The organism is Pseudomonas sp. RA_15y_Pfl1_P11 (genome assembly GCF_963970975.1).
Taxonomy (GTDB): domain Bacteria; phylum Pseudomonadota; class Gammaproteobacteria; order Pseudomonadales; family Pseudomonadaceae; genus Aquipseudomonas; species Aquipseudomonas tritici.
Genome location: NZ_CAXAOY010000001.1, coordinates 378,295 through 392,813 on the forward strand (window position 1 = coordinate 378,295; position 14,519 = coordinate 392,813).

The 14,519-nt window shown below is 61.9% G+C and carries 15 protein-coding genes; 12 read left to right on the forward strand and 3 right to left on the reverse strand.

Features of this window, described 5'->3' with window-relative positions; all coding sequences use genetic code 11:
- Positions 1 to 141: 141 nt before the first annotated feature.
- The 9 genes from AACY44_RS01795 to AACY44_RS01835 all read left to right on the forward strand — a co-directional run bounded on the left by AACY44_RS01795 (position 142) and on the right by AACY44_RS01835 (position 7,986).
- Complete coding sequence (locus AACY44_RS01795) at positions 142 to 1,167, forward strand: NAD(P)H-dependent glycerol-3-phosphate dehydrogenase (RefSeq protein ID WP_049709214.1); 1,026 nt, start codon at positions 142 to 144, stop codon at positions 1,165 to 1,167.
- A 10-nt stretch (positions 1,168 to 1,177) separates the two neighbouring features.
- On the forward strand, positions 1,178 to 1,525 hold the full coding sequence (locus tag AACY44_RS01800) for a DUF4389 domain-containing protein (protein ID WP_339414664.1): 348 nt from the start codon (positions 1,178 to 1,180) through the stop codon (positions 1,523 to 1,525).
- Positions 1,522 to 1,971: a phosphohistidine phosphatase SixA gene (gene sixA / locus AACY44_RS01805; RefSeq protein ID WP_339427796.1), complete on the forward strand. Its 450-nt coding sequence runs from the start codon at positions 1,522 to 1,524 to the stop codon at positions 1,969 to 1,971. The genes AACY44_RS01800 and sixA overlap by 4 nt, the downstream gene beginning before the upstream one ends.
- Positions 1,972 to 2,056: 85 nt before the next feature.
- Positions 2,057 to 3,706, forward strand: a complete 1,650-nt coding sequence (locus AACY44_RS01810) for an AMP-binding protein (protein WP_339529699.1) — start codon at positions 2,057 to 2,059, stop codon at positions 3,704 to 3,706.
- Between the two features lie 30 nt (positions 3,707 to 3,736).
- A complete protein-coding gene (locus AACY44_RS01815; RefSeq protein ID WP_339436681.1) occupies positions 3,737 to 4,180 on the forward strand; it encodes a hotdog fold thioesterase in 444 nt (147 codons plus the stop codon).
- Positions 4,181 to 4,277: 97 nt separating this feature from the next.
- A complete protein-coding gene (locus tag AACY44_RS01820) occupies positions 4,278 to 5,081 on the forward strand; it encodes an alpha/beta fold hydrolase (RefSeq protein WP_339414660.1) in 804 nt (267 codons plus the stop codon).
- Complete coding sequence (locus AACY44_RS01825; RefSeq protein ID WP_339414658.1) at positions 5,078 to 5,932, forward strand: alpha/beta hydrolase; 855 nt, start codon at positions 5,078 to 5,080, stop codon at positions 5,930 to 5,932. Before AACY44_RS01820 ends, AACY44_RS01825 begins: the two co-directional genes overlap by 4 nt.
- A 102-nt stretch (positions 5,933 to 6,034) precedes the next feature.
- Positions 6,035 to 6,853, forward strand: a complete 819-nt coding sequence (locus AACY44_RS01830) for a DUF4892 domain-containing protein (protein ID WP_339414657.1) — start codon at positions 6,035 to 6,037, stop codon at positions 6,851 to 6,853.
- A gap of 71 nt (positions 6,854 to 6,924) precedes the next feature.
- Positions 6,925 to 7,986 (forward strand): AI-2E family transporter, encoded by a 1,062-nt coding sequence (locus AACY44_RS01835; RefSeq protein ID WP_339414656.1) that lies wholly within the window; start codon positions 6,925 to 6,927, stop codon positions 7,984 to 7,986.
- Between the two features lie 38 nt (positions 7,987 to 8,024).
- Here the strand turns inward: AACY44_RS01835 and AACY44_RS01840 are convergent, their stop codons facing one another.
- Positions 8,025 to 9,062: a sensor histidine kinase gene (locus AACY44_RS01840; RefSeq protein WP_339414655.1), complete on the reverse strand. Its 1,038-nt coding sequence runs from the start codon at positions 9,060 to 9,062 to the stop codon at positions 8,025 to 8,027.
- On the reverse strand, positions 9,062 to 9,826 hold the full coding sequence (locus tag AACY44_RS01845; protein WP_339529702.1) for a response regulator: 765 nt from the start codon (positions 9,824 to 9,826) through the stop codon (positions 9,062 to 9,064). Before AACY44_RS01845 ends, AACY44_RS01840 begins: the two co-directional genes overlap by 1 nt.
- A 259-nt stretch (positions 9,827 to 10,085) precedes the next feature.
- Between AACY44_RS01845 and pyrF the strand changes: the two genes are divergently transcribed.
- The gene (gene pyrF / locus AACY44_RS01850) at positions 10,086 to 10,784 is read left to right on the forward strand and encodes an orotidine-5'-phosphate decarboxylase (RefSeq protein ID WP_339414653.1); all 699 of its coding nucleotides are present in this window, start codon (positions 10,086 to 10,088) and stop codon (positions 10,782 to 10,784) included.
- Positions 10,785 to 10,862: 78 nt separating this feature from the next.
- On the opposite strand, the gene AACY44_RS01855 is transcribed toward pyrF, so the two are convergent.
- Complete coding sequence (locus AACY44_RS01855; RefSeq protein WP_339529703.1) at positions 10,863 to 11,870, reverse strand: NADP-dependent oxidoreductase; 1,008 nt, start codon at positions 11,868 to 11,870, stop codon at positions 10,863 to 10,865.
- Between the two features lie 240 nt (positions 11,871 to 12,110).
- Between AACY44_RS01855 and AACY44_RS01860 the strand changes: the two genes are divergently transcribed.
- Positions 12,111 to 12,872 (forward strand): SDR family oxidoreductase, encoded by a 762-nt coding sequence (locus AACY44_RS01860; protein ID WP_339414651.1) that lies wholly within the window; start codon positions 12,111 to 12,113, stop codon positions 12,870 to 12,872.
- A gap of 204 nt (positions 12,873 to 13,076) precedes the next feature.
- Entirely contained in the window at positions 13,077 to 14,489 is a 1,413-nt protein-coding gene (locus tag AACY44_RS01865) for an aminotransferase-like domain-containing protein (protein ID WP_339414650.1), read from the forward strand.
- Positions 14,490 to 14,519 lie beyond the last annotated feature (30 nt).

Here is a 14,519-nt window from a genome sequence, read left to right on the forward strand (position 1 = left end):
TTTGCCAGTCGTCGGACTTGTAATTACTTCATGTAAATTTGCCATTTTCCGGCAAACGCATGAATTGATACGGGGGCTGGCCGCAAGCGGGTCGGCCCGTATAATGCGCCATCGCCACTGGTATGGATTAACGGATTGCATATGACTGAACAGCGCCCTATCGCGGTCCTGGGAGGCGGAAGTTTTGGTACCGCCGTGGCAAATTTGCTGGCCGAAAACGGTCACGCTGTGCGCCAGTGGATGCGCGATCCCGAACAGGCCGAGGCCATTCGGGTTAACCGGGAAAACCCGCGTTACCTCAAAGGCATCAAGATTCATCCGGCGGTCGAGCCTGTCACCGACCTGCTGGAAACCCTCACAGCCTGCGACCTGTGTTTTGTCGCGCTGCCGTCCAGCGCACTGCGTTCGGTGTTGGCGCCTCACGCTGAACGCCTGGCGGGCAAGCTGCTGGTCAGCCTGACTAAAGGCATCGAGGCGCAGACCTTCAAGCTGATGAGTGAAATCCTTGAAGAAATCGCTCCTCAGGCGCGCATTGGCGTGCTGTCCGGGCCGAACCTGGCGCGGGAAGTGGCCGAGCACGCGCTGACCGCCACCGTGGTCGCCAGTGAAGACGAAGCGCTCTGCGAGCGCGTCCAGGCCGTGCTGCATGGCCGGACCTTCCGCGTCTATGCCAGCAACGACCGCTTTGGCGTCGAACTGGGCGGTGCGCTGAAAAACGTCTATGCGATCATCGCCGGCATGGCCGTGGCGCTGGGCATGGGCGAAAACACCAAGAGCATGCTGATCACCCGCGCATTGGCCGAGATGACCCGTTTTGCCGTGAACCAGGGCGCCAACCCGATGACCTTCCTGGGGCTGGCGGGTGTGGGCGACTTGATCGTCACCTGCTCCTCGCCGAAAAGCCGCAACTACCAGGTGGGTTTCGCCCTCGGCCAGGGCTTGAGCCTGGACGACGCGGTCACGCGCCTGGGTGAAGTGGCCGAAGGCGTCAACACCCTCAAGGTGCTCAAGGCCAAGGCCCAGGAGGCCGGCGTGTATATGCCGCTGGTCGCCGGGCTGCACGCTATCCTGTTTGAAGGGCGCACCTTGGACCAGGTCATCGAGCTGCTGATGCGCGCCGAGCCGAAAACCGATGTCGACTTTATTTCCACCAGTGGTTTCAACTGAGGAACGCGTCATGAACGATCCAAAAGCAGCGCCCAAGTACGAATCCATTGGCCTGCGCATTCTGTGGATGCTGGTGTTTGCCCTGGTGTGGCAGGTGGCTCAGTTCCTGCTCGGCGCGCTGGTGGTGGTGCAGTTGATCTACCGCTTGATCTATGGCGCACCGAACCTGGGCCTGATGAACTTCGGCGACAGCCTCAGCCAGTTCCTGGCGCAGATCGGCCGTTTCGGCAGCTTCCACTCCGAACAGAAACCATGGCCGTTCGCCGACTGGCCGACCCCGCGCGCACCCGAGGGCGAAGCCGCCCACAGTGTGCCGCCAGCGCCGCACCCGGTGCGTGATGAGGAGCCAAAGCTGTGAAGTTGTGGATTTTGCGTCACGGCGAAGCAGAAGCCCATGCCCCCTCCGACGCTCAGCGCAACCTCACCGAACACGGGCGCGCCGAAGTGTTGCGCAGTGCTGCGCACCTGATTGGCCAACCCCTCAGCGCCATCATCGCCAGCCCCTATGTGCGGGCGCAGCAGACCGCGCACCTGGTGCGTGAGGCCTTGGGTTTCGAGCCGGATATTCGCACGGTGCCGTGGCTGACGCCGGAGGGCAATCCTTTGCAGGTGCTGGAAAAGCTCGACACCGATGACAACGTGCTGCTGGTCAGCCACCAGCCGTTGGTGGGCAGCCTGATCAGCTTTCTGCAGCATGGTCACCAGCGTCAGCCGCAGCCGATGCACACCGCCAGCCTGGCGGAACTGGAGGGGGATTTCCCGCTGGCGGGGCTGATGAGCCTGGTCGGTGTGAAACACCCGTAGGCTATATCGCTGCTTTGTGTGTGCTATATATTCAACCAAGCAAGTGCTTGGTTGGCTATCGTCGGACCACAAAGGAGCGCGTCCCATGCCCGTCGCTTTTCGTTTGCCGTTGCAGGTCTTCTTTGAACGTGAAGCGCGCCACCCGCGTCAGACCTTTCTGGTCCAGCCCGTTGGCGGCAGCGAGGTGCAACGCCTCAGTTGGGGCGATGTCGGCCACCAGGCCCGTTGCGCCGCGCAGTGGCTGCGTGCTCGCGAGTTGCCCCAGGGCTCGCACATTGCCCTGATCTCGAAAAACTGCGCGCACTGGATCATTGCCGACCTGGCGATCTGGATGGCCGGGCACGTCTCTGTGCCGCTGTACCCCAACCTCACCGCCGACTCCGTTGCCCATGTGCTCAGCCATTCCGAGGCGGCACTGGTGTTTATCGGCAAGCTCGACGATTGGCCCGCCATGGCACCCGGTGTGCCGGCGGGTGTGCCGACCATCAGCCTGCCACTGTGCCCGTCGGGCGCGTTCGATTTCAGTTGGGCCGACTTGCAAGCCTGCCCGTCGATTCATGACGACCCCCAGCCTGCCGCTTCGGACCTGGCCACCATCATCTATACCTCCGGCACCACCGGCCTGCCCAAAGGCGTGATGCACAGCTTTGGCGCCTTGGGGTTTGCCGCCACCCGCGGCACCGAGTTATTTGGGCTGGGGGAGGGCGACCGGCTGTTGTCCTACCTGCCGTTGTGCCATGTGGCGGAGCGGATGTTTGTGGAGATGGCGTCGATTTACACTGGGCAAACGGTTTATTTCGCAGAAAGCCTGGATACTTTTTTGACCGATCTGCGTAGGGCGCGTCCGACCGCACTGTTTGGCGTGCCGCGGATCTGGAGCAAATTCCAGATGGGCGTCTACGCCAAGATCCCGCAAAAGCGCCTCGATACCTTGCTGCGCCTGCCCTTTATCGGCAAACGTGTAGGCCACAAGGTACTTGCCGGCCTGGGCCTGGACGCGTTGCGCATCGCACTGTCCGGCGCGGCGCCCGTGCCTGAGGCGCTGCTGCGCTGGTACCAACGCCTGGGCCTGGATGTGCTCGAGGTGTATGGCATGACCGAGAGCTGCGGCTACTCCCATGTGTGTCGTCCCGGCCAGCAGATCCTCGGCTGGATTGGCCTGCCGTGCCCCGGTGTTGAAGTGCGCATCGACCCCTCGGGCGAAGTGCAGGTGCGCAGCGGTGCGACCATGCTCGGCTACTTCAAGGACCCACAGAAAACCTGCGAGACCCTCACCGCCGATGGTTTCTTGCGTACCGGCGACAAGGGCGAGCAGGATGCCGATGGCCGTTTGCGCCTGACCGGGCGGCTCAAGGAAATCTTCAAGACCAGCAAAGGCAAATACGTAGCCCCGGCGCCGATCGAAAACCGCCTGGCCGAACACTCGCGCATCGAGCAGGTGTGCGTAGTGGGCGACGGCCTGGCTGCGCCAATCGGCCTGTGTGTGCTGTCGGCGGGGAGCCAGGACCGGCAAGTGCTGCGCAGCAGCCTTGAGCGCCTGTTGGAACAGGTCAACGGCGCCTTGGACAAGCATGAGCGTTTGCGTCAACTGGTGGTGGTGAACGAAAACTGGGCGGTGGAAAACGGCTTTCTGACCCCGACCCTGAAGATCAAGCGCAACGTGATCGAATCGACCTACGGTGCACAATTGCAGGCGTGGAGCGAGCGTTCCGAATCGGTTCTGTGGCAGGATTAGGCCCATCATAAAACCAAGAAGGACACTTGTATGAGCCTGTGGCGCACCCAGCCGAATATCGAGCAACTCAATGCCATGCAGAAAAACACCATCGGTGAGCTGCTGGATATTCGCTTCGACAGCGTGGACGACGAGTCCCTGACCGCCAGCATGGTGGTCGATCATCGCACCCATCAACCCTACGGCTTGCTGCACGGTGGTGCGTCGGTGGTGTTGGCAGAAACCGTCGGCTCGACGGCCGCCTACCTGTGTATTGATCCCGCCAAGTTCTATTGCGTCGGCCTTGAGGTCAACGCCAACCACCTGCGTGGTGTGCGCAGCGGGCGGGTGACTGCCGTGGCGCGCGCGATTCACATCGGCCGCACTACTCAGGTGTGGGACATCCGCTTGACCAGCGACGATGGCAAAGCCAGTTGTATCTCGCGCCTGACCATGGCGGTGGTACCGCTGGGCGAGAACCTCCCGGCGCGATAGGCGTGGCGTGAGTGTCATCATTCCTGGCAGTTACAGTCATTGCTGTGCCGGCCAGGCATGGTGACAATCAATCTCTGTTTTTGTAGATGGATCCGGTATGTCGCAGCATGTGTTTTTTGCCCACGCCAATGGCTTCCCTTCGGCCACCTACGGCAAGCTGTTTGCCGCCCTGGCCCCGGAATACAAGGTGGCTCATCTGCCGCAGCACGGTCATGATCCCAGGTTTCCGGTGGATGATAATTGGCAGAACCTGGTGGACGAGTTGATCCACCACCTTGAGCAGCAGCCGGAACCGGTGTGGGGCGTGGGCCATTCCTTGGGCGGCGTGTTGCATCTGCACGCGGCCATGCGTTGCCCGCAGTTGTATCGCGGTGTGGTGATGCTCGATTCGCCGGTGCTGACCCGCGCCGACCGCTGGGTAATTCGCGCGGCCAAGCGCTTGGGTTTCATCGACCGCCTGACCCCGGCTGGACGCACCCTGGGCCGTCGCGAGGAATTTACCGACCTAGAGGCTGCGCGCAGTTACTTCGCCGGCAAGACCTTGTTCCGTGGCTTTGACCCGGAATGCTTCGACGCTTACCTGCAACATGGTTTGTATCAGGTGGGTGATCGCCTGCGCCTGCGCTTTGACCCGGCCACAGAAATCAGCATCTACCGTGGCGTGCCGCACACCAGCCCGGGCCAGGTGCGCCAACTGAAGGTGCCGCTGGCGGTGGTGCGCGGCCGACAGAGCCGCGTAGTGATGCGTCACCACGCCAGCGGCGTCGGACGTCTGCCCATGGGTGAAATGCTCACCATGCCCGGCGGCCATATGTTCCCCCTTGAGCGCCCCCAAGACACCGCGACCTTGATCAAGAACCTGTTCTCCCGCTGGGAAACGCGCGAGCGTAGTTGCGCATGAGCACACCCGTCGAGGACGTCCGCCTGAGCCTGCCGCATATCGAACTGGCGGCCCACCTGTTCGGCCCCGAGGACGGTGTGCCGGTGATCGCGCTGCATGGCTGGCTGGACAACGCCAACAGCTTTGCGCGACTGGCCCCGAAACTTCAGGGTTTGCGCGTCGTTGCGCTGGATATGGCCGGGCACGGGCATTCGGCGCATCGTCCTACAGGCGCCGGTTATGCCTTGTGGGATTACGTCTATGACGTGCTGCAAGTCGCCGAGCAACTCGGGTGGAAACGTTTTGCATTACTTGGTCACTCTCTCGGCGCTATCGTGTCTCTGGTGCTCGCCGGTGCGTTGCCGGAGCGCGTAACGCACCTGGGATTGATCGACGGCGTCATCCCGCCGACGGCCAACGGTGAGAACGCCGCCGAGCGGCTGGGCATGGCGTTGCAAGCGCAATTGAACCTGCAGGACAAGCGCAAGCCGGTCTATAACACCCTGGATAGCGCCGTCGAAGCGCGCATGAAAGGCGTGGTAGCGGTCAGTCGCGAAGCCGCAGAACTGCTGGCCCAGCGCGGTTTGATGCCGGTGCCGGGTGGTTACACCTGGCGTACCGATAGCCGCCTGACCCTGGCTTCGCCGATGCGCCTGACCGACGAACAAGCCATGGCCTTCGTGCGGCGCGTAAGGTGCCCTACGCAGTTAGTGGTCGCTGCCGACGGCATGCTGGCGAAACATCCCGAATTGCTTTCCCAGCTACCCTTTACCGTGACCACGCTGCCCGGTGGCCATCATTTGCACCTGAATGATGAGTCTGGGGCGCTCCTTGTTGCAGACTGTTTCAATCGGTTCTTCCGAGCGCCTTGACTTGGGGCGGTCAACTGCCGAGGCTGGGCGGATTGAAAAGGAGTCAACCATGAACAACTTCGACATCGCTATGACCAACGATGGCCAGGGCTCGTTGATCTTATGAGCGTGCGTAACGGATGTATCCGTGTCTTGGGCTTAAGCCTGCTTAGCCCGTTGGTATTCGCCGCCGACCTACCGGGTAGCCAGGACCTGCCCGCCGTGGCCCGCCAGGTCGATTCGCAAATCGTCGATTACCGGCCCGCTGAAGAAAAAGAACGGATCTACCCCATGGGCGCGATCCGCAAGATCAGCGGCCAGTTGCGCTATGAAGACCAGGCCATCGCGCGCGGCCAAGCCACCGCCATCACCTATGAGTTGCCCGCCGAACACAGCTCCAGCGCCGCGTTTACCGCGACGCGTGAAGCGTTGCAGGAAAAGGGCGCGCAGTTGTTATTCTGGTGCAATGCCCGCGATTGTGGTGAAAGCAGCCTGTGGGCCAATGAGATTTTCGGCAACGCCAAGTTGGTCGGCGCCGACAGCCAGCAGGAATACGTGTTGCTGCGTCTGGCCGAGCCACAGGCCAACTCCCTGGTCGCGCTCTATGGCATCACCCGGGGCAATCGCCGCGCCTATCTGCATGTGGAGCAATTGGACGCCAGCGCGCCATTGGGCCATCTATTGCCGACCTCGGCGACCCTGTCGCGCGAGCTGAAAAGCACCGGTGAGCTGGACTTCCCCGCGCTCGCCGGCGCACCCGACACCACCTGGCTGACCTTGATTTCCCGTGGGTTGAACCTCGACACCACGTTGCGCGTCAGTTTGACCGGGCCGAACGCCGAAGCGTGGCGCCAGGGCCTGATCGACAAAGGCGTGCGCGCTGCTCGCCTGGAAACCGGCGCCGGTGATGCCAAAGGCCTGCGCGTGCATCTGATACGCTAGGCGTGACCAGGCGAACGGACCCGCTTCGTTCGCCTAAGCTGTCTTCCTAAGCCTTCTTCTAGAGATACCCCATGCTCAATAACGATCGCCTACTGGTGCAAATCCTGCTGCTGGTGCTGTTTGGTGCCAGTCTATGGGTGATGGCGCCGTTCTGGTCGGCGCTGTTCTGGGGCGCGGTGCTGGCGTTTGCCAGTTGGCCACTGATGGTCCTGCTCACGCGTTGGCTCGGCGGCCGGGAGTCTTTGGCGGCCGCCATCCTGACGCTGGGCTGGATCTTGCTGGTGGCGGTGCCGCTGGTGTGGATGGGCTTCAACCTCGCGGACCATGTGCGCGACGCGGTGGCGTTGATCAAGGATATCCAGGTCGACGGCTTGCCGGCGGCGCCCACCTGGCTCGGTTCGATTCCCTTTGTCGGCGAGCGGCTGGTGGCAACCTGGGACAGCATCGACCAACAAGGCGCGGCCTTGATGGTCAGCATCAAACCGTACCTGGGGCAGGTTGGCAATTGGTTGCTGGCGCGCAGTGCGCAGATCGGCGGCGGCATTCTTGAACTGACGTTGAGCCTGGTGTTCGTGTTCTTTTTCTATCGAGACGGGCCGCGCTTGGCGATGTTCGTCCACCGTTTATTGGAACGCTTGATCGGCGAACGCGCGGGCTACTACATCGAACTGGTGGCTGGCACCGTACAACGGGTGGTCAACGGCGTGATTGGCACCGCCGCCGCCCAGGCGGTGCTGGCACTGATCGGCTTTCTGATCGCCGGCGTACCGGGCGCGCTGGTGCTGGGCGTCGTCACCTTCCTGCTCAGCCTGATCCCCATGGGCCCGCCGCTGGTGTGGATCCCTGCCACGGCCTGGCTGGCCTGGAAAGGCGATTACACCTATGCGGTGTTCCTCGGTGTATGGGGCACGTTCATCATCAGCGGCGTGGACAACGTGCTCAAGCCCTACCTGATCAGTCGGGGCGGCAACCTGCCGCTGGTCATTGTGCTGCTCGGCGTGTTCGGTGGCTTGATTGCCTTTGGTTTTATCGGCCTGTTTATCGGCCCGACCTTGCTGGCGGTGGCCTACAGCCTGTTGACGGATTGGAGTGCGACCCAGGCTCAGGCGCGTCTGGAAGATAAGCCGCTGTAACGGTTGTATGAGGCCTAATGTGGGAGTGGTGCTGGCCCTCAGGTCCTGGGCAACCACATCACGGCAGTCAGTCCACCACTTGGGGTTTCCTCCAGGTTCAGGCGACCGCCGAGGCGTTCCGCCGCTTCCTTGGAAATCGTCATGCCCAGGCCGACGCCGCCGGAGTTGCGGTTGCGTGAGCCTTCCAGCCGGTAGAACGGCTCGAACACCGCTTCACGCTTGTCGGCGGCGATGCCGGGGCCATGATCAATGACGCGGATGACCAGTGCCTCGCGACTGTCCGTCAGCTCGATGCGTGCCGAGCCGGCATAACGCAAGGCGTTGTCGATCAGGTTATTCAGGCACGAACGCAAGGCCATCGGCTGTACTTGCAACGGCGCGCAGGTGCCGGCGAATTGCACATCCGAACCCTGGTCCTGGGCGTTTTCGCTCATCGACTCCACCAGCGCTTGCACGTCCAGCCAATGCCGGGTTTCGCTGGTGCGTTGTTCGTGCAGGTAGCTCAGGGTGGCGTCGAGCATGCCGATCATGTCGTCCAGGTCCTGGCGCATCTGGCCCTGCAGCCGCGTATCTTCGATCTGTTCCAGGCGCAGCTTGAGGCGTGACAGTGGGGTGCGCAGGTCATGGGAGACCGCACCGAGCATGCGCGCGCGTTGGCTGACCTGTTCGCGGATGCGTTTTTGCATCAGGTTGAAGGTCGATGCCGCCTGCCGCGCTTCCAGCGGCCCGGACTCTTCCAGCGGCGGGCTGTCAAGGTCCAGGCTTAAACGCTCGGCCGCCTCGCTGAGGCGTTGAATCGGTCTGCTCAACAGCTTGGCCCCGTACCAGGCGGCGATAATCAGTGAGACAAATTGAAACGTCAGGGGCACCACCGGGCCGCCAAACCAGGGGCGGTGGTGCTCTTTGCGCTCCGGTACCCTTGTTCCGTCCGGTTGCTCGATAAACCGCTCAGGCGGTGGCGGCGGCGGTTGGCCGTAATGGTGGAACCAGAAGAACGCCAGCGCGTGGGCCAGCACAATCGCCACGAGCAACACGCCAAACAGCCGACCAAACAGCGTGTTGAAGGGCGCACGCATCAGCCGATATCTCGCGCATCGAACAGGTAGCCTTCGCCACGCACGGTCTTGATCAACTGCGGTGCCTTGGGATCATCCCCGAGTTTCTGCCGCAGGCGCGATACCAGCAAGTCGATGCTGCGATCAAAGGCTTCAATTGATCGGCCACGGGCTGCATCCAGCAACTGCTCGCGGCTCAGTACGCGGCGCGGGCGCTCGATAAACACCCACAGCAAGCGGAATTCCGCGTTGGACAGCGGCACCACCAAACCATCGTCGGCCACCAGCTGGCGCAGCACACTGTTCAGGCGCCAGTTGTCGAAGCGGATATTCGTGCGCTGTTCAATACGGTCGTCACGCACGCGGCGCAGGATGGTCTGGATGCGCGCCACCAGTTCGCGCGGCTCGAACGGCTTGGACATGTAGTCATCGGCGCCCAGTTCCAGGCCGATAATGCGGTCGGTGGGTTCGCAGCGGGCGGTGAGCATCAGGATCGGGATGTCCGATTCCGCGCGCAGCCAGCGGCACAGCGAGAGGCCGTCCTCGCCTGGCAGCATCAGGTCGAGCACCACCACGTCAAAGGTTTCGGCGTGCATGGCTTGGCGCATCGCGGTGCCGTCGATGACGCCGGTGGCGAGAATGCCGAAGCGTGCCAGGTAGTCGATCAGCAGTTCGCGGATCGGCACATCGTCGTCAACGATCAGCGCACGGGTGTTCCAGCGCTTGTCGTCGGCGATCACCGCGGCTTTTTGCTCGTCGTTCATAAAGACGGAAGGGGTGTGCATAATGCAATCATCTGCCTGGTCGTTGCGGTCAGCATAGGCGCCCAGCCCCATGGCTGGAAGTGCTGGTCGGTGGGTCGTGCAGGCGAGGCTAGCCGTAGGGCGTGTTGTGGGCATGTCGTGAATGTATCAGCTTTGAAATAATTTCCAGAAATGCCCGCCTGACGGCGCTTGGTCAGTATTTACCGATCATCGGATCCCGCAAAGGCGCTGCTTGCGCTACAATCCGCGCCGATTTCGACTTGCCTGAGAGCCCATTCCAATGCCCGTCTGCCAGACTCCTATCATCGTCGCCCTGGATTACCCCACTCGTGACGCCGCACTGAAGCTGGCTGACCAGTTGGATCCGAAGCTTTGCCGCGTCAAAGTCGGCAAGGAACTGTTCACCAGCTGCGCCGCGGACATCGTCGGCACCCTGCGTGATAAAGGCTTCGAGGTGTTCCTCGACCTGAAATTCCACGACATCCCGAACACCACCGCCATGGCGGTCAAGGCTGCCGCCGAAATGGGCGTGTGGATGGTCAACGTGCACTGCTCCGGCGGCCTGCGCATGATGGCCGCCTGCCGTGAAGTGCTGGAACAGCGCAGCGGTCCTAAACCGCTGCTGATCGGCGTCACTGTGCTCACCAGCATGGAGCGTGAAGACCTGGCCGGTATTGGCCTGGACATCGAGCCCCAGGAGCAAGTCCTGCGCCTGGCCGCCCTGGCGCAGAAAGCCGGCCTCGATGGCCTGGTGTGTTCGGCGCTGGAAGCCCAGGCGCTGAAAACCGCGCACCCGTCGCTGCAGCTGGTGACTCCGGGGATTCGTCCGGCGGGCAGCGCCCAGGATGACCAGCGCCGTATCCTGACCCCGCGTCAGGCACTGGATGCGGGTTCGGATTACCTTGTGATTGGCCGCCCGATCAGCCAGGCGGCGGATCCGGCGAAGGCGCTGGCGGCGGTAGTTGCCGAGATCGCCTGATATCAGGTCGAACCTGGAAACATAGATGTGGGAGCGAGCACGTCGCATCGCTGCTCCCACAATTAGATCCAAGGTGTGTCAGTTGACCTTGAGTACCAGTTTGCCAAAGTTCTCCCCGTTGAACAGCTTCATCAACGTCTCCGGGAACGTCTCCAGCCCCTCCACGATATCTTCCTTGCTCTTGAGCTTGCCCTGCGCCATCCAGCCGGCCATTTCCTGCCCGGCCGCGGCAAAGTTTGCCGCGTGATCCATCACCACAAAACCTTCCATACGCGCGCGATTGACCAGCAATGACAGGTAGTTGGCCGGGCCCTTCACGGCTTCCTCGTTGTTGTATTGGCTGATGGCACCGCAAATCACCACGCGCGCCTTCAGTGCCAGGCGGCTGAGGACGGCGTCGAGAATATCGCCGCCGACGTTATCGAAATACACATCCACGCCCTTGGGGCATTCGCGCTTGAGCGCGGCGGGCACGTCTTCGCTTTTGTAATCGATGGCGGCGTCGAAGCCCAGTTCATCCACCAGGAACGTGCACTTGTCTGCACCGCCGGCAATGCCCACCACGCGGCAGCCTTTGAGCTTGGCGATCTGCCCGGCAATGCTGCCCACGGCGCCGGCCGCGCCGGAGATCACTACGGTTTCGCCTGCCTTGGGTGCGCCGGTGTCCAGCAACGCGAAGTAGGCCGTCATGCCGGTCATGCCCAGGGCAGACAGGTAGCGCGGCAAAGGCGCGAGTTTTGGATCAACCTTGTAGAAACCACGCGGCTCGCCCAGGAAGTAATCCTGCACACCCAAGGCACCGTTGACGTAGTCCCCGACCGAAAATTTCGGGTTGTTGGACGCAATCACTTTTCCCACACCCAGCGCGCGCATGACTTCACCGATGCCGACCGGCGGAATGTAGGACTTGCCTTCATTCATCCAGCCGCGCATGGCCGGGTCGAGGGACAGGTATTCGTTGCGCACCAGCACCTGCCCATCCTGGGGTGTGCCCACCGGCACTTCCTGGTAGGTGAAGGTTTCCCGGGTCGCCGCGCCGACCGGGCGCTTGGCGAGCAGGAATTGGCGGTTGGTCTGGGCGGTCATGGCAGGGACTCTTCTGGAAATGAACCTGAAGTGATAAACCTTGAACGGCCATGGAGCAAGGTTCACCCAATGCGCGAATGCTTGTCGATAGGCATTGCTGATAGTCAGCCTATGTCTGTTATCACTGCGATCCATGCAGCCTTAACTGGCCTTTTGATAGTGCTGACGCGTCCGGCGTGGCGTTGGCTAGACTCGGGCCACGGCTAGATTTCCCACAACACACTCTTCAGGACATCCTCCATGAGCATGACGTTTTCCGGTCAAGTCGCCCTGGTAACCGGTGCCGCCGCCGGTATTGGTCGCGCCACTGCGCTCGCATTCGCCGCCGAAGGCTTGAAGGTCGTGGTTGCCGACCTGGATGCAGCGGGCGGCGAGGGTACCGTCGCCTTGATCCACCAGGCGGGCGGGGAAGCGCTGTTTGTACGCTGCAACGTCACGCTGGAGGCCGATGTGCAGCAATTGATGGCCCAGACCATCACCGCCTATGGCCGCCTGGACTATGCCTTCAATAACGCCGGAATCGAGATCGAGAAAGGCAAGTTGGCCGACGGCAGCCAGGATGAGTTCGACGCCATCATGGGCGTCAACGTCAAAGGCGTGTGGCTGTGCATGAAGTACCAGTTGCCGCTACTGCTGGCCCAGGGTGGCGGGGCAATCGTCAACACCGCGTCGGTAGCGGGTTTGGGCGCGGCGCCCAAGATGAGCATTTACGCCGCTTCCAAGCATGCGGTGATCGGCCTGACCAAATCGGCGGCCATTGAATATGCGAAGAAGAAAATTCGCGTCAATGCGGTCTGCCCGGCGGTGATCGATACCGATATGTTCCGGCGTGCCTATGAAGCCGACCCACGCAAAGCCGAATTTGCCGCCGCCATGCATCCGGTCGGGCGCATTGGCAAGGTCGAGGAGGTCGCCAGCGCGGTGCTCTACCTCTGTAGCGATGGCGCGGCCTTTACCACTGGCCAGGCCTTGGCGGTGGACGGTGGTGCTACGGCTATCTAGGACCTCGCGTCGCCCGCCATTCGAAAAGGTTTGGGAGGGCTGTGGGGCGTTTCCATAGCTGGCAATGGGCCCTGTCAGAATGTGTATCATTAGGTAAATAATTCAATAAAATCAATACTTTAATAAAATTTGGCGACGGGTTGTGAGGGGCTTCTGTGCTTAACTGTTCTGGGTTGAATAACAGACAGAGGAAGTGAGTGGCGCATGGATTTAGGGATCGATCGACAAGCCCTTGTACCGGTGGTGCAGCAAATCATCAGCGCAGTGGCGCAGTGGATTCGCAACAGTGGGGCGAGTCCCGGCACGCGCTTGCCGTCCATTCGACAGGTGGCCCTCGATAATCTGCTCAGCCAGTCCAGCGTGATCGAGGCGTTCGAGCGGATGGCCGCCCAGGGCGTACTGGTGTCCAAGCCCGGCTCGGGGTTTGTGGTCGCGCAGCCGTCCGGCTTGCATGAGGGCCAATGGTACGAAGGCGCAGAGCGGGAATGGGGGCCGTTCATCGATAACCCAATGGGTGAGCTGAAACTGGGCTGCGGCTGGTTGCCGGATGCCTGGCGCGAAAGCGATGACATCAGCTATGCGATTCGTGAAGTCACCCGTACCGACACCGCCGGTCTGTTCAACTACAGCACCCCATTGGGTTTGCTGGCGCTGCGCGAACAACTGCTCAAGCGACTGACCCAGATCCACATTGCCACCCACCTTGACTGCATTCTCACCACGTCAGGCGCCAGTCATGCACAGGACTTGCTGATACGCACGTTGCTCAAGGCTGGCGATTGCGTGGTGGTCGAATCGCCGGGGTACGGCAACCTCTATCGGCAACTGGCGTTCCACGGCGTGCAACTGCTGCAAGTGCCGCGCACCCAAGGAGGCCCGGACCTCTCGGCGCTGGAAGCATTGTTGCAGCGGCATCGGCCCAAGTGCCTGTTCATCAACAGCCTGTATCACAATCCCACCGGCACCAGCCTGAACCGCACAGTGGCTGAACGTTTGCTGGAACTGGCGCACCGCGAGAACTTCCTGATCATTGAAGAGGATGTTTTCGGCGACCTGCAACCTGCCAGTTGCACGCGGCTGTCGGCGTTTCCCCATGATGACCGGGTGATCTATGTCGCGAGCTTTTCCAAGACCCTGAGCAGTGCCCTGCGCGTGGGGTATCTCAGTGCCAGCACGGTGATCATCGCGCAACTGGCCAGCCTCAAGACCATGACCGGGTTTGGCACCTCGCGATTTGCCGAGGCGGTGGTGGCCACGCTGCTGGCTAATGGCACCTATCGCAAGTGTGTGCAGCGCCTGCGCAAGCGACTGCGTGCGCAAATGGCCGCTACGTTGCAGGTACTGGAGGACGAGGAGTGGGAGGTGTTCGCCAAACCCGCTGGCGGTATGTTCCTGTGGGCACGGCCAGGGGTGGGGGATCGGTCACGAGTGCAGGGGTGTGCCCGGCGGCTCGGTGTCTTGTTATCGCCGGGGGCGCTGTTCAGTCCAACCGGCGAACCCAGTGACTGGCTGCGTATCAATGTGGCCTATGCGGCCGATCAACGAGCCTTGGCGTTGTTCCGCGCCATGGGGCCTGCCAGATCGACCTCGACCATCCTGAAAACGACGAGCGTGTAGCTTTTTGCCATTATTGTGGCGCCAACGCCT

Excerpts from the sequence above, each read along its gene's own strand:
- AACY44_RS01795 (WP_049709214.1), top strand. The coding sequence starts at position 142 with ATGACTGAACAGCGCCCTATCGCGGTCCTGGGAGGCGGAAGTTTTGGT.
- AACY44_RS01800 (WP_339414664.1), top strand. The coding sequence starts at position 1,178 with ATGAACGATCCAAAAGCAGCGCCCAAGTACGAATCCATTGGCCTGCGC.
- AACY44_RS01810 (WP_339529699.1), top strand. The coding sequence starts at position 2,057 with ATGCCCGTCGCTTTTCGTTTGCCGTTGCAGGTCTTCTTTGAACGTGAA.
- AACY44_RS01815 (WP_339436681.1), top strand. The coding sequence starts at position 3,737 with ATGAGCCTGTGGCGCACCCAGCCGAATATCGAGCAACTCAATGCCATG.
- AACY44_RS01820 (WP_339414660.1), top strand. The coding sequence starts at position 4,278 with ATGTCGCAGCATGTGTTTTTTGCCCACGCCAATGGCTTCCCTTCGGCC.
- AACY44_RS01825 (WP_339414658.1), top strand. The coding sequence starts at position 5,078 with ATGAGCACACCCGTCGAGGACGTCCGCCTGAGCCTGCCGCATATCGAA.
- AACY44_RS01830 (WP_339414657.1), top strand. The coding sequence starts at position 6,035 with ATGAGCGTGCGTAACGGATGTATCCGTGTCTTGGGCTTAAGCCTGCTT.
- AACY44_RS01835 (WP_339414656.1), top strand. The coding sequence starts at position 6,925 with ATGCTCAATAACGATCGCCTACTGGTGCAAATCCTGCTGCTGGTGCTG.
- AACY44_RS01840 (WP_339414655.1), bottom strand. The coding sequence starts at position 9,062 with ATGCGTGCGCCCTTCAACACGCTGTTTGGTCGGCTGTTTGGCGTGTTG.
- AACY44_RS01845 (WP_339529702.1), bottom strand. The coding sequence starts at position 9,826 with ATGCACACCCCTTCCGTCTTTATGAACGACGAGCAAAAAGCCGCGGTG.
- pyrF (WP_339414653.1), top strand. The coding sequence starts at position 10,086 with ATGCCCGTCTGCCAGACTCCTATCATCGTCGCCCTGGATTACCCCACT.
- AACY44_RS01855 (WP_339529703.1), bottom strand. The coding sequence starts at position 11,870 with ATGACCGCCCAGACCAACCGCCAATTCCTGCTCGCCAAGCGCCCGGTC.
- AACY44_RS01860 (WP_339414651.1), top strand. The coding sequence starts at position 12,111 with ATGAGCATGACGTTTTCCGGTCAAGTCGCCCTGGTAACCGGTGCCGCC.
- AACY44_RS01865 (WP_339414650.1), top strand. The coding sequence starts at position 13,077 with ATGGATTTAGGGATCGATCGACAAGCCCTTGTACCGGTGGTGCAGCAA.